Below are 19,350 nucleotides of genomic sequence, written 5' to 3' on the forward strand. Positions count from 1 at the left end.
ACTATGAAAAACCTGATGATAATTTGTTTCGCATTATTCCTTTGCAGTTGCAATCAAGGGAAAAAAAAGCAACAGACAACGGAACCGTCTCATACCGTTTCGGAACAACAGTCTGAAGATTTTGATTGGTTATTAGGAAACTGGAAACGATTAGATGAAGAACTAGGCAAAGCTACTTTCGAAAATTGGAAAAAGATTAATGACACCGAATATTCCGGAATAGGATTTACTAAGCAAAATGGAGATACTATTAGTCAAGAACTGATTCAGTTAATAAAAGTGAACGAAGCTTGGGACTTAAATGTAAAAACGCCTGAAGAGGATTCTTGGACCATATTTGAAGGTATTAAGCATAATACAGATTCTTTTACTTGTGAAAACACCGAAATTGAATTTCCTAACACGATAAAATATTGGATTAACGGAACGACATTACATGCTATGGTTTCTGGTGGAGACATGGAAATTTCATTTGAATTTGAAAAAACCAAAGAGTAATCTTTGCAGACATTAATTTGATTTAGACATATACATTTTCAACCCTGAAATTTAAAAAAAGAGGATAATTTTAGAAATCTAATTATGCTCTTTTGAATATCTGCTAGGTGTTTAGTTATAGTGTTTTAATTAACTAAGTATAAAATCGAGCGGCCTCGAAGATCGTATTTAATAATTTTCGACTCCGCTCAAACTTACAATAACAACATTATGAGTTAATACGGATGTTCATTTCTCTTTTCATTTAAAATCCAAACCCTAAACCAAAGGCCACTCGAACACCATCCACCGAATTAAATACTCCCAAATTGGCAGTCATTAATTCTGCCCCATTAACAAAGAGTCCACCACCATAAGAGTTATGCCATTTGTTTGAAGTGCTCTGAGATAACCACACACGACCATAATCGAAACTCCCATACATCCCTATTTTAATAGGCAGTAAAGGTGTTTTTAAATTGGTTAAACTATAACGAAGATCTGTATTCTGATAAAAGGATCGCTTACCTGTAAAACGCTGATTTCTGAAACCACGTAAACCATCCTCACCTCCTATTGCGGCTGCTTGGTAAAATTCGTAATCATTACCAATATTAAGATGCGCTTTTAAAGTTGATGCTAGAACCAAACGCCCAGCGTAGTCTAGTTTATGTGCCAAACCTAACTTAGGAATTACATAGCCATAACCGCGTCCGTTAACATCTAAATTTTGACTATACCCTGTTTCTAAATCGAATAAAAGTCCCATTGTCGGATATGCTTTATTATCGTAGTTCGTAAAATGATAAGCCGCATGCAATCCTCCAAATTGTACTTCATCAAACACATAAGACGGCAAGGTTTCTCCATTATCTTCAACATATCTATCTGCTGCATTATGGACTTCGGTGGTCTCATATTGCAAACCAAATTCAATTTCACTTCCACGCTGAGAGTTCCAAACTAAAGTCGGTTTTACACCAAAACTTCTCACTTTAACGCGGTTGTAGTTCATCCCAAACTCGGCATCATCATTAACGGTTTCATTTCCATATCCGAAAAAATTAAGGGTATAATTTGGACTCTGGAAGTCGGCTTTAACCTTCAGATTTAACTGTCCAACGACATAAGCAAATTCACCAGTATATAAAACTTCGTAACCTTTTGTTGCAAAATAGTATGCCGCTTTAAAAGTATGCTGACTGGTAAATGGATTACGTTCGAAACCATAAGTTGTATACACATCTGAAACCCCTAATTTAAATCCGTCATCAGGATTTGCACCCAAAATCGGTACCAATTGATTGGTGTTATTCTTGAATTTCTTGTAATTATAAACTTGCGTATCGTAATCGTCTGTTAATTTTATTTTAGCAGATTTTGCATTTAGCATATCATTTTTTTTCGATTTATAATCGTAAATAACAATGTTCTTTCCGTTTTCGACACTGTAGTCGTCGTTGTTTTGCCCACCAATTAATCGGATTTTAATGCGCTTACTTTTATCTTTAACAACAAATGTATCATCATCATCTAAACCATAAATCCAAATCTCCTTAGTTTCTTTAGGATTATATATTTTATGATGAAATCGATCTTTAATTGTATCATCTTTTTTTCTAAATACAGACACTTCAACTTTACCATCATCTAGTCCATTTACCAATATATAATCGTCTTTATTGGTTCCTGTCACTATGGCGAATTTACTCACCAGTTTATAATAACGATCGGCAATAATTTGAAGATTGGCACGACGTTCTTTTATGAGTTTTATAAATTCTGAAACCGATTGGTCTTGAACTTCTTTTGGTAATTTAGAAAAGGCTTCGGCGATAACCTCATCTGTAATATGCTCTTGGATATAGGCAACTTGAGCGTCCCAAACCGATTTATCTATATCGGTAAGAAATGCCACATCTAAAGGATAAGGTTCGGCATTAACACCTTTCACGTCTTTTAAATCGCCTTCATATTTTCTAAGCACGCGAGCGGTAGGAATTAAAGTCACAGCTGCACCTAACATTAAACCTTCAGACATATTAGAAAACGCTTGATCTCGGTCTCTTGGTAATGCTTTATAAATGGTTTTACCATTTTCTTTAAACTCTAACCAGCGCCATTGATCTTGATGCCGATCCCAATCGCCAATAAGCATATCAAATAATCGGGCTTTTATATAATTGTCCTGATCTATACTTATATCCTCATCTTTGTGAAGTTCCTCAAACAAATCCATGGTACTTATAATATCTCCTGTAAAATAACCATCGGCTAAATTTGGATGTCCTTCAGAGGTATGTTCTTCGAAAAAATAAAGTTCATTTCCAAATTCATTATTAAATTCCAGCAATGCATTTTGCTTTGGTAAGTAATACAATTCAGGATTTAAATGATACACACCAATAGCATCAGACAAGGTGCTAATGGTTAAAGAAACGTACGGATGTGCGCCTGTAAACACATCGGCAACGAGCGCTTCTGTAGCGGTATCGGTAAACTGTCCCTCTACATATTGATCACGAAACATGGCCGCCTGAATGTATTGTGTTGCGCTTTTCTTGAGTGCACGCATAACGTATTGCGTACCATTTTGATCTTCTAATCGTAGCGACCGCGATTGTGTTCCTCCTCCTTTTCGCACAGGTGTTAATCCGCCTTTAAGTGTATCTAAGTTTACTATTTTAGCAGCGACTGGTATACTATAATAATCGCGAAAACGTTCTCCCCACAGGAATTTATAAAACGGAGATTTTGTAGTTTCATCTTTGGTAAATATAGACGCCGAGATAGAATCTGGAAACAGCTTTGGGTAATTAATTATAGTATTAGGACTCGACTTATAAATATCAGATTTAAACACAACGGTATTCGTTTCTGCTGCCACAAATTGCACATCTGAATCTTGATTTTTATGAATATTTAATACCGCATAGCCATTTGCTCCTAACCCAAATTGATCGTCTCTTCGTGGCCTTACTCCTGTTGTTTTAGAGCCTGACCCACTTATAATCTGAGTTAAATTCTCTGATTGAATAAATTGTAGACTATGCTCATGACCAGAAATAAAAACAACATTATCGTTCTGTTGTGCTGCTGCGATTAGATTTTTACGTAAATCGTTATAAAACCAATTGGACATATCGGCATTAGAAATTCCGCTTGTTGTTCTTAAAATATTTTTCACATTGCCAAGAACAGGCAACGGTTTCATATAATCACCAAAGGTGTATTGCCCATTGTGCGGGCCATTACTAAACATGGGATGATGAATCGCGACTATAGTTGTTTTCCCTCTGGCTTTTTTAATTTCGCTTCTAAATTCTTCTAAAAACTGATCCCTAGTTTTAATCTCACAATCGTCGTTTATGGTCGGGTAATTGTTCCAATTGGTTATATACCATTGCGAATCTACCAGTATTAAAACGACATCGTCGTTAATATTAATCCGCTCAATCCCACAACCGTTTTCGGGTTTAAACGTATTTTTACCTAAGGCATCTTCTACTAATTTCTCTTGCCGTTTCAATCCTTTTAATCCGCTGTACCAATCGTGATTTCCTGGAATTACATACACAGAACCAGGAAAATTTTCTGCAACTTCTAACTGCAATTCCATCGCTTTTTTAGCTGCTTTATGTCCTTTTTCGCCTTTGTCAGGAAATCCTTTTGGGTAAATATTATCACCTAAAAAAAACAAAAAATCTTCTTTATCTGCCAATGCAAACTGTTTTTGTATTTCTAAAAGTGCTTTTGGAGCATGGTCGTTTTCAGGTTTACCAGCATCTCCGACTAGGAAAAGGTTAATAGTTTCAGTATTTATATCTTGTAATGGTTCTGATGTTTTTAGGGTGCTACTAGACTGATAAGTTGCACAACTAGTTAAGGCAATAAAGATAAAATAAAGTAGAAATTTATTCATAAGCGAGAGGTTCCTTTTTAAAGTGATGCTTGTAAATCTGCAATAGAAAACACGGTTTCAGTATGCGTTAGATTTGGGTTAATATCTGCACGAATGGCTTTAATACCACTTGCACCCTGAAGCTCTTCAACTTCGACTATTTCAATATTACCTCCGATGTAATTTTTAGATTGAAGAAATTCAAAATAACTTAAATATTCACGCTCAATAACATTTGTAGAAAAGACTACACATAATTTATGAGGCTGTGTAATACGCTCGGTTGTGCCTTTAATAAGTGCCTTATCAATACGTTTTTTAATCATTTCGTATCGCACATTATAAGCACCATCTACATCGAATTGTTTTTCGTCTATGCGATAACGAATCGTTAACGGCACATCGTAAACCAATATAAGCGAAGCCACATCCAACTTTACAGGAAATGATTCCTGACTTTTATAATACAAAGATTCCATTTCGCACATCACTTGCAGTTGCCATAACCTTAAATTATAAATTACCGATTCGTGATAATTGCCATATTGCGCAATAGAATTCCCAACATATATATTGTGTTCGATACCATCTGTTTTAAATTTTTCGAAATAATGAGGAAAAATGGCTTGTGCTTTAACTTGCTGTTTATCCAAAAAACTAGACAGGTTTTTATTGATGACATTTATCGTTTGGTCGTACTGCTTTCTTGCTACATAAAAGGATTGTTTTTCTTCACCAATAAAATTTAAAAACTCATGTATAGCATTATTTTTAGTTCCTGAAGTCTTTAAATGCTGAAACAAAGGATAAATATCCTTTTCGAAAAACAAATGAATTTCTTGTTCTGTATTATTATTAAAATCGGCATCAAGCTCGTAAATCTGTTTGTCTATTTTATAAATAAGTTGTTCGTAGAACGGCATATTTCTTTCGACTAGCAATTGTTGCAGGATGCTTTTTATTTGTTTAAGCGCCATATTTAAATCCTCCTGAATCGCGTGATTTCGAGCAACAGAAGATCCTACAATGTCTATTTGTCCATAAAGAGGCAAAACGTCTTCAAAAGTAATTTCTTTAAAAGAAGCCGAATTTCCTGAGTTTCGATCCTGAATAAATCGATGTGCTTCTTCAACGAAACGCCATTCTACAGCAGGATGAATAGAAGTACATTGATTTTGAATGACAGCACTTATTTCGTTATCGTATTCAGAAATTGACCGTTTTGAATGACTTAAAATAAAAGGCATAATTGTGTCTAACTTCACCTTATTAATATCGTTTAATTGGTTGATTTTATAAGCCGCCAATTCTACAATAAATTGAAGTTTACCATCGATAATTATAGGTAACAAAATCGCACTTTTAAACCCTTTTTCTAATAACATTTCGCTTAAAACATCACCATTAGATTGCTTACTATAATTAGGAACATTAGATAAAACAACAGGTAGATGTTTTTGAAACAACCTATTATAAACATGTTTACAAGCATACGATTTACATGAAATAGAATTTCCATGATGCAATGTTAAAGCTTTTACATCATCCCCAAAAGGACGTATTAAGGCATCGCCATCGACAATATAATTTCCAACTTCTAGATCGTCTATATTGAATATTTTACGCACATCTTCTAAAATCATTTTAGAGTTTTTGGCATTTGCCTGAATAAGATGCGTTTTAAATTGATCTATCTTTTCGTCTAAAGTTGTATCAATCATGCTTAAAACACCAAAACCTTCTACAGTCCATGAATTATCCGGAAAATACCGTTTCCAAACTTCTTTATCTTGTGCATGTTCTAGAAGTTCGTCCAGTATTTCTGGCGTAATTTCTACAGCATTATCATTAGGATAAATGTTTAAAAAATCGGCATTAAACGTAATTCTGTAAGTTCTAATTTTTCCTAAACCATCGACCAACTTAATCTGTTTTGGTCTTTCGAAATCTACATTAAAACCATAATATGTATTTAAAATTATGGCATACGGATTTAAATCTAAAGAGTCTTCATTATCTTTATAGAGCTTACGTAACACCTCATCTACATTGGAAGTCGTATCTTTTATGATGGTTTTAAAACGATTGGTTAAATAAAAATATTGATTAGAATATGGGTAAAGCGCTGCCTTAATTTCGTTTTCTCCCAAGACGGATGGGAACAAATAAGCCATGACTTCATCTACTTCCTTTTTATAAGTATTAAATATTTCGACAGAGCGAATTCCTGAAACCAATTCCGGATTACGTTCTAAAATGGACAGCACCTGTTTTGCTAGGAGTTGTCCCATAGGATTTCCTGAAATTGTGAGTTCTTCAAATTTCAATTTTAGAAACCTAAAAGATATTATAGGTTGAAAGGGTCCTGCTACTAACTGTTCCATATTAGTTTTTTAGGTAACGTTTACAAAAAAATGATAGCTTAAAATAAATGATAAAGCCGATATTACAATGCCTATCATAAACACGGTATACGTTACTCTTAAAAGTCTATATTTACGCTCTAAAACCAAACCTAAAAAATATAAATCTTTGGTTAACGAATTGTATAAGGTATCTTCATTTTCCATTAAATAGTCGATACCCCATTCAAAATCTTTCAAATTCATTTTATAAAAATTCCCGAAGAATAAAATATTAGTCCGATTTGTTTTTATCATTTCTCTAGTCACATTTACATTTGAGACATTTGGACGTGTAGATATCACAGACAACACTATAGATGTAACACTAAAAATGAGAAGTATTAAGGTTGGGTAAACCAAAAACGCATTAGAAGCATTATCCAGTTTAGGCACCAAATTAGACAGTGCAACCGAGATAATTATGGCATTTACAGACAATAAGATATTGGCTTTAGTATCTGCAATAGCGCTTAATTCCATGTGATTTTTAAGTGTAACTCTAAACATGGTTTCTACACCTCTACCCGTTTTTTTTGCAATTAATTTATTAGCTAGCTTCTTTTCAATCTTATTAATTTTTTGTTGAAGCTCGAAAGCATTCATTTCCTTTTTTGGCTGCAGTTTTACCTGAGCAAATTTGGTATAGAATATATGATTAGAAATGAAAGACTTATTTTTTATAAGCCAGTCTAATTCTGGAATATCTTGTTCGTTTTTGTATTTTAATTCTAGTCTTAATTTTTCTGAAATTTCAAAAAAATCGTCTGAAGCCACATGCGCACAATCGGCATCTTTCATTATTTTTTCAAGCTGAGAATCTGGAATCACATCCATTTTTGTAGCTAAAATAAGTGTTTCTACTGTAGATAAATCTGCTTGAGAAAAACCCGAATTCACCATAAATTGATGTGCTATTTTAACACTTTCTTCTTCGTGTCCTGCATCTATTTTAACATATCCCGTATCGTGAAACCAAGCGGCTAATTGTAGCAATAAAGTCTCTTGCTCACTGCAATTTTCCATTTCAGCAAGTCGCGTTACCATATTTAGAACATTTCGTGTATGTTCTATATTATGGTAATAATTCTTAGGAGAAAGTTGTGTTTCAAATAAATTACAAACAAAAAATTCTGCTTGTTGTAAGAGTGTTTCTATCATGGAATAAAGATAATAATTCTAAAATAACCGAAATTGAATATCAATTAGAATAATGTACAACTTAAAATCTAGAAATAATGACTGTTTTAGACGTCTTAGTAACACTAAAACATTCACTTAACTTTTAAATCTCCGCAAAACAGAATCAATAAACACAAAATTGAATAACCCGAAAAAACATTTAGATGATTAAAAAACACTAAACACACATTAATCTGGCTTAAAAACCATATTTATTAAGACCTATAGATAAGAGAAGAAACAAAAAAAAGCCTAATTAATAGACTACAATTGTAATCAATAAATTAGGCTTTATACTTAAAATATTTTGTTTTTATAAACGGCTTAATAAATCTGCCTTTTTATTTTCGTACTCATTTGCACTAAGTATACCTTTATCTTTTAAAGCTGCTAGCTTTTCAATTTTTGAAAAAATATCCTCTTCTAAACCATTAGAATTATTTTTAAACTCCTGAACAGGTTGTTCTACAGCCATTGGTTGTGGCGCCTGTTGTGGTTCAGGTTGAACATTATTATTATTATTATTGTTATTGTTAGTTGTCTCTTGTGGCTTATTTTGTGAATTACCTTGACCTGAAACGATAGGTAAAGAATCTAAATTAACCGTACCATATTGGCTCGTAAATGTAACAGAATAGTTACCACCTTGTTGTTGACCAACACCACCAATGTTATTGTCTAGAGTATCAAAAACCGTAACATTTCCATTCTGCTGAATGGCTAAACGGTGAATATTAGAAAATATAGCATAGCTCATTCCATTCTGACTTCCTGTAGAATTAGGCGAACCTAAATCTCCCCACCAGTTTCCGGAATTTGATTGAAAACCATTTTGATTCTGTATTTTAGGTAAAGGCTTGAACTGAATAGCTCCTTGATTAATTAAATTTGATAATTCGACACAAAGTCCATCTACAGTAGCTTTAAGGTTATTGTTAAACATATCGCCTACCATTGTCATTCCTCCTTGCATCCACTGACCTCCACCACCTAATTCGGGGATGTTAAATTGTGCCATTGTTCCATTACTTAACATAAGGGCATGCGTTAAATCGCTTACGGCATTATTGCTTATTCCGTAACGATTTCCTACATTTATCATATTCTGAAAACTAGCATCTGTGAATATTGCGTTCATAATTGTGTCTTTTCTTTTTAGTTAAAAATATTTTTCTAACAATTTTGTGCAAATGTAGTGCTTACTCATATCAATAGTCAATTTTTATATAGAAGTTTTAAAAAAAAAGGTGAAATAATTCCTCATAAACCCCTGATTAAATAATATTTATCGAAAAATTTACATTTTTTTATTGAAATGATCACATTAGAGAATTCTAACGGATTTTATATTGGGTGTGTGTATCATAAATTAACCATCTAAAATGTAACAATGTATCCATAAAAAAGTTAGGTTTAATATCAGTCGTGTTCTAAATAATATTACATATTCATTTTTTTCATTGATAAAAAGATCCTTCGGCTTCGCTCTGGATAAACCAAGCCAAAAAATATAGGCTTACGAACTTTTATCTAAATTTTCGATAAGCCAACACAAAAAACAAAATTCAACTTATGTAGAAAAAGCACCTCTCTCATCACAAGTAATTCCATAAAATCAGCAGCGGTAAATCTTTTTGAATAAAAACTCTAAATAGGAATTTATGCCTATCTTTATTCTACTTTTTAAGACATATCTCCTTTAACTGATTAGATCATATTTCAGAGAAAAAATATTCGATAGGCTATTCACAAATAGAGATTAACCAAATATAAAACACTTATTATCAAAATACTACACATTAAATAAGAGTCAGACTCTATTTCGAATAAAATTTATCTTAAATTTGATTTTTATTAATTAATTTCTTGAAATGAAAAAAACAATTATTCTTGTCTTATTAGGCCTTGGTATTTTGGTTGGAGCATACATGGCTTTTATTTATTATGTACCTTATAGTACAGGTACTCGCGCAGGCGAACTTATAAAAGTAAGTAAGAAAGGGGTGGTTTTTAAAACGTGGGAAGGCGAAATTAGCCAAGGTATTAGTGGCGCTCAAATTTTTTCATTCTCTATCCTGGACGACGATCAAGAAGTGATTGAACAATTAAACGAATTACAAGGTAAATACGTTAAACTTCAATACAAAGAACGTTATAAAACTTTCTTTATTTGGGGAGATAGCAAGTATTTTGTAACTAAGGTTACGGCTGAAAACTCACCGCATATAAACAACCGTTAATTGGTTTAAACTGAACTAAAATTCTTTAGGCTATCATTTATATTTTTATTAACTTTAAAACAATCAGTAGTTTAAAAGTTATGAAAACACTTTGTCAGAAATTAAAACTCGATAAATACAACGAAATCTTGGTGTTAAACGAACCAGAAGAATTTTCTTCACTCGTCGGACACTTAGATTGTAATGTTTTAGGTTCACTAATAAAGACCTCTAGTGTCTCTTGTGCCCTATTATTTATCACTTCAAAAAAAGAGCTAATAGACCAAATGTTAACTCTTTTCCCTAAACTTACAGACGATACTGTGCTTTGGATAGCTTACCCTAATAAAACATCTAAAGCTTATATTTTAGAATTATATAAGGATGAAGCTTGGGATGAAATTATGGATTACAGCCTGCAACCTATTCGCCAAATTGAACTTAATTCTGATTGGAATGCGCTTCGTTTCCGAAAAATTGAATACGTAAAACATTAATTAATATTTATTCGGATTAAGACTTTTAGGTTATCTTTACTCATGAATTTCACCCATGATAAAAGACAATTTAAAATCTATAGAATTATTCTTTAAAGGATCTCATTTTTACCGAGGCCTTATACTAACCACCTCCATTTTAATCCCTTTATTCCTTTTTCACTTTATAGGTTTGTTTTCGTACGCACCATCTATTGCTATTGGTATATTTGTAAATGCCCCTAGTGATATTCCTGGAAGTTTAAGACGAAAAATAAATGGAACATTACTCAGTATTATTATTACAACAGTAACAACTTGCATCATTCTTTTTGCTAAACCATATCTATTTATTTTAGTAGTCCTTATTACTGTTTTAACATTCTTTATTTCATTAATTTCTGCTTACGGCTTTAGAGGTTCTTTAATTGCCTTCTCGGGACTTCTTGCAATGGTTATCGCATTAGGTGTACATCATGAAACACCTTTACAAATTATAATTCATAGCGCTTTAATAGCCTGTGGAGGGCTTTGGTATTTACTATATACACTACTAGTAAATAGGGTTATTCCAAAAAAAGACGAGGATCAAGTCATTTCTGAAACCTTACTTTTAACTGGGAAATACCTTAAAATTCGAGCAAAGCTTATCACTAAAAAAACGAACAGAACGAAACTTCAAAAAGAATTATTTTTGCTTCAGACACAAATTAGTGAAAAGCATGAAACCTTAAGAGAAATGCTTTTAACTGAACGTAAGCGTTCGGGACGGTCGCATTTTGATGAAAAGCGTTTACTTATTTTTATTTCGTTAGTCGACATTTTTGAATTGGCTTTAGCGAACAACTTAGATTACACAAAAATTGACACTCATTTTAGCGAAAGAAAACAGCATTTAAAACCCTTCAAGAATTTAAATTTCGTAATGGGAGATCACCTTATAATGTTATCGGAATCGGTAATAAAGGGTAATAAAATTCCAACTAAAAATAAACTTCTAAAAGCACTAAGTAAAGCATCAAAAGGGATTAAACATTATGTAGACGATGTACAACTTCCTAAAGCACGAGAAGGTGCGATGATGCTTCATAATCTATACGATTACCAAGAAAAACTGTTATACGAAATTCGTTCTATAAGACGAGTTATGGCTAATGTAAAAAGTGCTTCAAGTTTAAAATTAGAAGATAAAGAAGCAGTTCAATTTATAACACATCAAGAATATTCTACATCCATATTTTTCGAAAACATCAGTTTAAAATCACCTATTTTTAGACATACTTTACGTTTAACTATTTCAATTTTAGTAGCTTTTTCATTCGGTGAATTTTTTGAAATCAGAAATGCGTATTGGATTATTTTAACTGTAATCGTGATTATGCGTCCTAATTACGGATTAACAAAAGAGCGTACTAAAAACAGAATTTTAGGAACTTTAATTGGCGCTATTTTCGCTATTGCGGTTATTATGTTAACCACAAATACTATTATTTATGCTGTTCTAGCAGCAGTATCGCTAACATTTGCATTTTCTTTAATTCAGCAAAACTACAGAGTTGGCGCAGCATTTATTACAACATACATCATATTCGTGTATGCCTTGTTAGATCCTAATGCGATGTCTGTAATTAAATTTAGAGTTATTGACACTTTTATAGGCGCATTAATATCACTTTGTGCCACCTACTTTTTATGGCCAAATTGGGAATATAAGAACTTAGACGATGTTATAGAATCTGTAATTAAAAACAGTACCATTTACTTGTTAGCCACACAAAACCTATATCATAATAAAAATGCCAATAATATAAATTACAAAGTCTCTAGAAAGGAAGCTTTTTTATCGGTTGGAAATTTAAATGCTGCGTTTCAGCGTATGACTCAAGATCCTAAATCGAAACAAATTGAGTTAGATTTAATTTATAACATTGTGACATTAAATCACACCTTTTTGGCAGCAATTGCATCTTTAGGTAGTTTTATACAGCATCATAAAACTAGAGATGCTTCAGAGCAGTTTGATATTTTTATTATTCATATTAAAAACAATTTAGATCATACTTACTCCTTATTACATAAAGAAGAACTAAAACCTTTAAATAAGGAATTAGACATTTCTGGAGCCGAGGACAAGCTACTACTCAATTTCCAAAAGCTTTCAAAAAAGCGTAATAAAGAAATTGAAAAAGGCAAAACTGTTATCGATAAAACTTTACTTAACGATTTACAAGAAGCGCATTTAATTTATAACCAACTGCTTTGGCTAAAAGGGCTTTCGGAAAACCTTAAAAAATCGACTGAAAAATACGTCCACATCTTTAATTAAAATTTAAGCGATTAGAGTAAAAACACAAAGTCACTGTTTCTCGTGGCTTTTACACTATCTTTGCAGCAATCTTATTTATTTAAATCATGTCGTTTAAAGACTTACAACTTAACAGACCGCTTTTACGTGCCATAGCAGAATCTGGATATAACGAACCTACTTTGGTTCAAGAAAAGACAATTCCTTTCGTTTTACAACGGAAAGATGTTATTGCTTCTGCACAAACTGGAACAGGAAAAACAGCCGCATTTGCATTGCCAATTCTTCAATTATTGTTCGATAATCAGGATGCTCCAAAACGCGGAAAAAAGATTAAAGCTTTAATTATAAGTCCGACCCGAGAACTAGCAATCCAAATTGAAGAAAACTTCAATAATTATAGTAAATACACCAACTTAAAAAGCGCCGTAGTTTTTGGTGGTACTTCTATAGAGCCACAAATTGAGGTTTTAAAAAAGGGTGTAGATATTTTAATTGCAACGCCTGGTCGTTTACTTGATTTACATAAACAAGATGTTGTTAATTTAGATTTTATTGAAACTTTAGTCCTCGATGAAGCCGACTTAATGTTGGACATGGGCTTTATAGACGATGTTAAAAAGATTGAACGTCTTTGCTCTAAAGAAAAGCAAATTTTGTTGTTTTCGGCAACCATGCCTTTTAAAGTTGAACAACTCGCAAAAACGATATTAAAAGATCCAGAACGTGTTGAAGTTTCTCCAACATCTTCGGCTGCTAAAAGTGTATCTCAATTGCTTTTTTATGTTCCTAAACCTAAAAAAATCGAATTGTGTTTACATTTATTAAGAAATACAATTCAAGGTAATATGCTAATTTTTAGACGCACAAAATTTGGTGTCGAAAAATTAGAACAAACTTTAATTAAAAACGGCTATAAGGTAGAAAGTTTTCATGGCGATAAAACTCAAAATGACAGACTAACAGCTTTAAGTAATTTTAAAAATGGTGATTCAAATATTCTAATTGCCACTGATGTTGCAGCTCGTGGAATTGATATCGACAATTTAGATGTTGTTATTAATTTTGATATTCCTAATATTCCAGAAACCTATGTACACCGAATTGGACGTACTGGTCGTGCAGGAAAGACAGGAATGTCTTATTCGTTTTGTTCTGCAGACGAAAAGCCATACATAAAAACCATTCAGAAATTAATTCAGAAAGAAATCGCAATAGAAGAAGATCATCCATATCTTTTAGACCCTAAAGCAAAGCCTGAAGTACATAAAAAACAAGGTGGAAGTAAGCATAAAAAGAATAGAAAATCTGAAGCCTCTAAAAAGAAAAAGAAGCGCTGGTATTAAACCATCGCTTACTCTACAGGAAAATTAAAATACTGATTTTTAAATGGCTCATTTCTTAATGTAAAATGCCACCATTCTTTGCTGTAACTAATAAATCTGTGTTTTTGCATCACCTGTTGTAACAACATTCTATTTTGCTTTTGCTGTTTAGATAAATCTGTAAATGCAACCCAAGACGGTTCTCCAAAAAAATCGAAAGGCGAACCCATATCTAAACTTTCACCCGTATCATTATGTACAATCGTTAAATCGACAGTACTACCGCTACTGTGTCTGGATTTAGATGCAATGTAACCATCTCTAAACAAATAATGTTTGTCTACATCTGGATAAAAATTGGGTTTCATCAGCGTATCATTTACATTCTTTGCCCAGTCTATAAAATGATTAACGGCTTCTTGCGGACGGTAAGCATCATATATTTTAAGAGACAGATTTTGAGATTCTAATTCCATTTGTACAGCCTTTAAAGCTTCTGCTGTTTCTGCTGTTACAATACCAACTGCATTATAATAGCCGTAAATAGGTTCTCCTACAAAATTATAATCCGTACAATAGCGCATTTCCAATTGTATGGTTGGAGCAATATCTTTTACATACACAAATCCTTTAGGCAACTGCGAAAAAGCATAGTAACTTATAAGAAAACAGAAAAAGGCAACTTTAAATTTCATGACATCAACATTAAAGGCTAATTTAGATAAAATAATTTTCTCCTATGTTGTATCCTTGGCATTTATATCTCATGTCCTTTTTATATGTTGTTGCTGGAATTTTACACTTTGTAAATCCAAAAACGTATTTAAGAATCATGCCAAATTACTTACCAAATCATAAGCTACTAGTAGCATTAAGTGGCTTTTTTGAGATTGCTCTTGGTATTTCCATATGTATTCCTGTATTAAAAACAGTTGCTATTTATGGCATTATAGCCATGTTACTTGTCTTTTTACTGGTGCATTTTTATATGCTGAAGAATGAAAAGACTGGAGCAGGCATTCCGAAATGGATTTTAATTTCACGAATTCCGCTGCAGTTTGTTTTAATGTATTGGGCGTATATGTATTTAAATATTTAGTGATGCTGTTTGAAGATGATTCTATAATTTTAAAAATGAAGGATGCAGAAGTCATCTATTTTCCTTCATTCTTTAGTCCTTTTGAAGCTGACCAGTATTATAACTCACTTTTAAAGTCTATTAATTGGCAACAGGATGATATTACATTGTTCGGAAAGACATTTCAGCAACCGAGACTTACCGCTCTATATGCCAATAACAACAAATCTTATTCCTATTCTGGCATCAGTATGAATCCGCACAGTTTTACAAAAACACTTGCAGGTATTAAGACTAAAGTTGAAACAGAAACTAAGCACAAATTCACGACTTGTTTATGTAATTTATATCGAGACGGACAAGATAGTAATGGATGGCATGCAGATAACGAAAAAGAGCTTGGTCTTAATCCCATAATTGCTTCGGTGTCTTTTGGTGCCGAGCGTATTTTTCATCTAAAACACAAACATGAAACGGATTTAAAACAGAAGCTAATTTTAAATCACGGAAGTCTTTTACTTATGAAAGGGGAAACTCAGCAATACTGGCTTCATCAGCTTCCAAAAACAAAAAAGCAGATTGGAAAACGTATTAATCTTACGTTTAGGACAGTCTATTAAACAAAAAGAACCGAGGTCCCTCAACCTCGGTTTCTTGTCATTTGCATTTTATAATGTAGTTAGATTTGGGAATCCAGTATCAACAACATAATGCAAACATTAATTAATTAATCCATTCACTAAAAAAAATTTAGTACAAGTCAAATATAAAATTAAGAATGAATTAAACTGATAAACGACTATTTGTTTCGATGAAATACACAAAATTTTAACAAAAATCGACAAAAAACATCATAAAAGGCATGAATAACACTTGTGTTTAATAAAATAGAATCTGAAATAAACTTGATCATGATACTCTTTTTAATGAATTATAGAGTTCATTCACTAAAAATAAGGCACAAAAAAAGCATCCTCTGGGGATGCTTTTTCACTAACTAACCAACCAATATGAAAAATTACTACTCTAATATTAAAGTAACCACACTCTAATAATTGTCATCATAATAATTAATATATAAAATGCAATCATCGTGCCAAAGTTTAAAACAAACTCCTTTTTTTTGAGGTCTTAAATTGCTATTTTGCGACTTTAACAAAATTTTATGGAAAACACGCCACTCTTCACTAACGATGCCATAGTATTTGGCATACTTATGCTTTCTCTAGGTTTCGTATTTTATACAGAGTCTAAAAAAACAAAATTCTGGACAACATTTTACAAATACATTCCAGGATTATTAATGTGCTATTTAATCCCTGCGATTTTTAATTCTTTAGGTATTATTTCGGCAGATACATCTCAAACTTATTTTATTGCAAGTCGCTATTTATTACCAGCTGCATTGGTATTAATGACTATTAGCATCGATTTAAAAGCTATTTTTAATTTAGGTTGGAAAGCTCTAATTATGTTTTTTACTGGCACAATAGGAATTATTATTGGAGGACCATTAGCTATTTTACTAATTTCAACTTTTTCTCCAGAAACTGTTGGAGGAGCTGGTTTCGATGCGGTATGGCGTGGACTTTCTACGCTTGCAGGAAGTTGGATTGGTGGTGGACCTAACCAAGCTGCCATGTTAGAAATTTATGAATACAATCAGGAGTTATATGGCGGAATGGTTTTAGTAGATATTGTAGTCGCTAATATTTGGATGGCATTAATTCTATTAGGGATTGGTAAACGCAAAAAAATAGACAATTGGTTAAAGGCAGATAATACGGCAATTGATGAATTACAAGCACGTGTTCAAAGTTTTAGTGATAAAACTACAAAAATTCCTACATTAACCGATTATATGATGATTCTAACATTTGCCTTTGTAGCTGTTGGATTTGCTCATTTTGGTTCGGAAGTAATCTCATCTTTTCTATCTACAAATTTCACAGCAGTAAGCGATTCTAAAAGTCCGTTATCCTCATTTGGAAACAGTTTCTTCTGGTTAATTACCATAGCAACCCTTATCGGAATTTTATTATCATTTACAAAGGCTAAAAACTACGAAGGTGCAGGGGCTAGTAAAATCGGAAGCATTTTTATTTACATATTAGTAGCAACCATTGGAATGAAAATGGATTTAACCAAATTATTCGAAAACCCAGGCTTAATCCTAATCGGTATAGTATGGATGACTATCCACGCCGTGCTGCTTATTGTAGTTGCAAAATTAATAAGAGCTCCATATTTTTTCCTAGCAGTAGGTAGTCAAGCCAATGTTGGCGGAGCCGCTTCTGCACCTGTAGTTGCCGCTGCATTTCATCCGTCGTTAGCAACTGTTGGAGCACTTCTAGCTGTGTTTGGTTATGTTGTAGGAACATATGGTGCAATTCTTTGTACCGAGTTAATGAAAATCATTGCAACCAGTTAGTTTATAATAAATAAATATGGCATATTTGCCCTCCAAAATTCAATAATACAAATGAAAAATCTATCTATTTTATTCCTTTTACTAATCGTAGCATCCTGCGGAAAAGATCAAGGAAATTTAACTGTGAATGCTCATGTTAAAGGCTTAAAAAAAGGAACTATTTATCTTCAAAAAATTGAAGATTCTCTTTTAGTTTCTATAGATTCTTTAACGATTAATGGTGATGAAGCTTTTGAATTACACGGACAAGTAGATTCGCCTGAAATATTTTATTTAGTATTAAATAAACATGACAATTCTTACGAACGTATTCCGTTTTTTGCTGAACCAGGAATCATTAATATTAATACTACACTTAAAAATTTCGTAATTGATGCTAAAATTACGGGATCGAAAAATCAAGTATTTTTAGACGAATACAATTTAATAAATTCAAAAATAAGTAATGCGCGTTTGGATTTAATTAAAGCTAAGTTTGAAGCTACAAGAGCACAAGATTCGGTTAAGATTGACAGTATTATTAATTATGACATGAATTTAATTAAACGTAAATATTTATATACTGTAAATTACGCCATAAATCACAGTGGTGCAGAAATAGCACCATATTTAGCATTATCTGAAATATACGATGCTAACGTTAAGTGGTTAGATACTATTAATAGCTCGCTTACACCAGAAATTAAATCTTCTAAATATGGTAAGCAATTACAGAGTTATCTTGAAGATATTAAGAAGTAATATCCTTCTTAAATACAAAAGACAAAGGCTTCACGTTTAATTTTCGTGAAGCCTTTATTGTGTTGAAATTTGACTTTTATAGAATAGTTGTTCTTGTACTAAAACTCAATCCATATTCCTAAGAACGCAATAATATAAGGCGCTAAAAAGGCCGTAAAAATACCGTTTACAATAAGCCCGATACTAGATAACGCTCCAAAATTACCACTAATTTCCATGGATTTTGAAGCTCCTAAAACGTGAGCGGCCGTTCCCATTGAAATCCCTTGAGAAATGGTGCTTTTTATACGTGAAATTTTCATGATTTCATATCCAAAAATAGATCCTAATATTCCGAACAATATAACAACCGAAGCTGTTAAAGGAGGAATTCCTCCTAAAGTTTTAGATACCTCTATAGCGATAGGTGTTGTAACCGATTTTGGAGCTAACGAAAATATTATTTCTTTAGGTGCTCCCATTGCTTTAGCAATTAAAACTACAGAAACAACGCCTGCAATACAGCCTACTAATTGCGATACAATAATAGGAATAGCTTGTTTCTTAATCTTTCCTAATTGTTGATATAAAGGCACACCTAAAGCCACAATTGCTGGTTTTAACAAAAACTCAATCATCCTACTTCCTTTATGGTAGGCTTCAAAATCAATTTTAAAAAGAGTTAAAAATCCGATGATAAAAATGATAGCAATTAATACCGGATTAAGAAATAACATTTTTGTCTTCTTCTGAATATTCTGTGCAATAAAAAAAGCGACAAACGTTAAGGTAAGAATAAAAATTTCTGAGTTTAAAATAGCATTCATAAACTTA

Annotated in this window: 15 protein-coding genes; 9 read left to right on the top strand and 6 right to left on the bottom strand. The window is 32.5% G+C overall.

Going from position 1 to position 19,350, the window contains the following annotated elements; translation table 11 throughout:
• Positions 1–3 precede the first annotated feature (3 nt).
• Complete coding sequence (locus R6X41_RS13850) at positions 4–498, top strand: DUF6265 family protein (protein ID WP_318500937.1); 495 nt, start codon at positions 4–6, stop codon at positions 496–498.
• A gap of 244 nt (positions 499–742) precedes the next feature.
• On the opposite strand, the gene R6X41_RS13855 is transcribed toward R6X41_RS13850, so the two are convergent.
• From R6X41_RS13855 to R6X41_RS13870, 4 genes are all read right to left on the bottom strand, one after another.
• Positions 743–4,399 carry a metallophosphoesterase gene (locus R6X41_RS13855; RefSeq protein WP_318500938.1) on the bottom strand — a complete coding sequence of 1,219 codons (3,657 nt, stop codon included), beginning with the start codon at positions 4,397–4,399 and terminating at the stop codon, positions 743–745.
• Between the two features lie 17 nt (positions 4,400–4,416).
• Positions 4,417–6,762, bottom strand: coding sequence for a hypothetical protein (locus R6X41_RS13860; protein ID WP_318500939.1), 2,346 nt, complete (start codon positions 6,760–6,762; stop codon positions 4,417–4,419).
• A gap of 9 nt (positions 6,763–6,771) precedes the next feature.
• Entirely contained in the window at positions 6,772–7,941 is a 1,170-nt protein-coding gene (locus R6X41_RS13865) for a Pycsar system effector family protein (RefSeq protein ID WP_318500940.1), read from the bottom strand.
• Between the two features lie 334 nt (positions 7,942–8,275).
• Positions 8,276–9,100, bottom strand: a complete 825-nt coding sequence (locus tag R6X41_RS13870; RefSeq protein ID WP_318500941.1) for an SHOCT domain-containing protein — start codon at positions 9,098–9,100, stop codon at positions 8,276–8,278.
• A 733-nt stretch (positions 9,101–9,833) separates the two neighbouring features.
• On the opposite strand from R6X41_RS13870, the gene R6X41_RS13875 reads away from it, so the two are divergent.
• The 4 genes from R6X41_RS13875 to R6X41_RS13890 all read left to right on the top strand — a co-directional run bounded on the left by R6X41_RS13875 (position 9,834) and on the right by R6X41_RS13890 (position 14,308).
• Entirely contained in the window at positions 9,834–10,202 is a 369-nt protein-coding gene (locus tag R6X41_RS13875) for a 6-phosphogluconate dehydrogenase (protein WP_318500942.1), read from the top strand.
• Between the two features lie 80 nt (positions 10,203–10,282).
• Positions 10,283–10,678: a hypothetical protein gene (locus R6X41_RS13880; protein ID WP_318500943.1), complete on the top strand. Its 396-nt coding sequence runs from the start codon at positions 10,283–10,285 to the stop codon at positions 10,676–10,678.
• A gap of 55 nt (positions 10,679–10,733) precedes the next feature.
• Positions 10,734–12,983 (top strand): FUSC family protein, encoded by a 2,250-nt coding sequence (locus tag R6X41_RS13885; RefSeq protein ID WP_318500944.1) that lies wholly within the window; start codon positions 10,734–10,736, stop codon positions 12,981–12,983.
• 86 nt (positions 12,984–13,069) lie between these two features.
• Entirely contained in the window at positions 13,070–14,308 is a 1,239-nt protein-coding gene (locus tag R6X41_RS13890) for a DEAD/DEAH box helicase (protein WP_318500945.1), read from the top strand.
• An 8-nt stretch (positions 14,309–14,316) separates the two neighbouring features.
• Here R6X41_RS13890 and R6X41_RS13895 read toward each other — a convergent pair whose 3' ends face one another.
• The gene (locus R6X41_RS13895) at positions 14,317–14,982 is read right to left on the bottom strand and encodes a M15 family metallopeptidase (protein ID WP_318500946.1); all 666 of its coding nucleotides are present in this window, start codon (positions 14,980–14,982) and stop codon (positions 14,317–14,319) included.
• Between the two features lie 44 nt (positions 14,983–15,026).
• Here R6X41_RS13895 and R6X41_RS13900 point away from each other — a divergent pair, with 44 nt between their 5' ends.
• The 4 genes from R6X41_RS13900 to R6X41_RS13915 all read left to right on the top strand — a co-directional run bounded on the left by R6X41_RS13900 (position 15,027) and on the right by R6X41_RS13915 (position 18,537).
• Positions 15,027–15,386 carry a DoxX family protein gene (locus tag R6X41_RS13900; protein ID WP_318500947.1) on the top strand — a complete coding sequence of 120 codons (360 nt, stop codon included), beginning with the start codon at positions 15,027–15,029 and terminating at the stop codon, positions 15,384–15,386.
• Between the two features lie 2 nt (positions 15,387–15,388).
• Complete coding sequence (locus R6X41_RS13905; RefSeq protein ID WP_318500948.1) at positions 15,389–15,985, top strand: alpha-ketoglutarate-dependent dioxygenase AlkB family protein; 597 nt, start codon at positions 15,389–15,391, stop codon at positions 15,983–15,985.
• A gap of 545 nt (positions 15,986–16,530) precedes the next feature.
• Positions 16,531–17,796, top strand: a complete 1,266-nt coding sequence (locus R6X41_RS13910) for a DUF819 family protein (RefSeq protein ID WP_318500949.1) — start codon at positions 16,531–16,533, stop codon at positions 17,794–17,796.
• Between the two features lie 51 nt (positions 17,797–17,847).
• The gene (locus R6X41_RS13915) at positions 17,848–18,537 is read left to right on the top strand and encodes a DUF4369 domain-containing protein (protein ID WP_318500950.1); all 690 of its coding nucleotides are present in this window, start codon (positions 17,848–17,850) and stop codon (positions 18,535–18,537) included.
• Positions 18,538–18,635: 98 nt separating this feature from the next.
• Here R6X41_RS13915 and R6X41_RS13920 read toward each other — a convergent pair whose 3' ends face one another.
• On the bottom strand, positions 18,636–19,343 hold the full coding sequence (locus R6X41_RS13920) for an LrgB family protein (RefSeq protein ID WP_318500951.1): 708 nt from the start codon (positions 19,341–19,343) through the stop codon (positions 18,636–18,638).
• Positions 19,344–19,350 lie beyond the last annotated feature (7 nt).

Source organism: Formosa sejongensis (genome assembly GCF_033447105.1).
GTDB lineage: Bacteria > Bacteroidota > Bacteroidia > Flavobacteriales > Flavobacteriaceae > Formosa.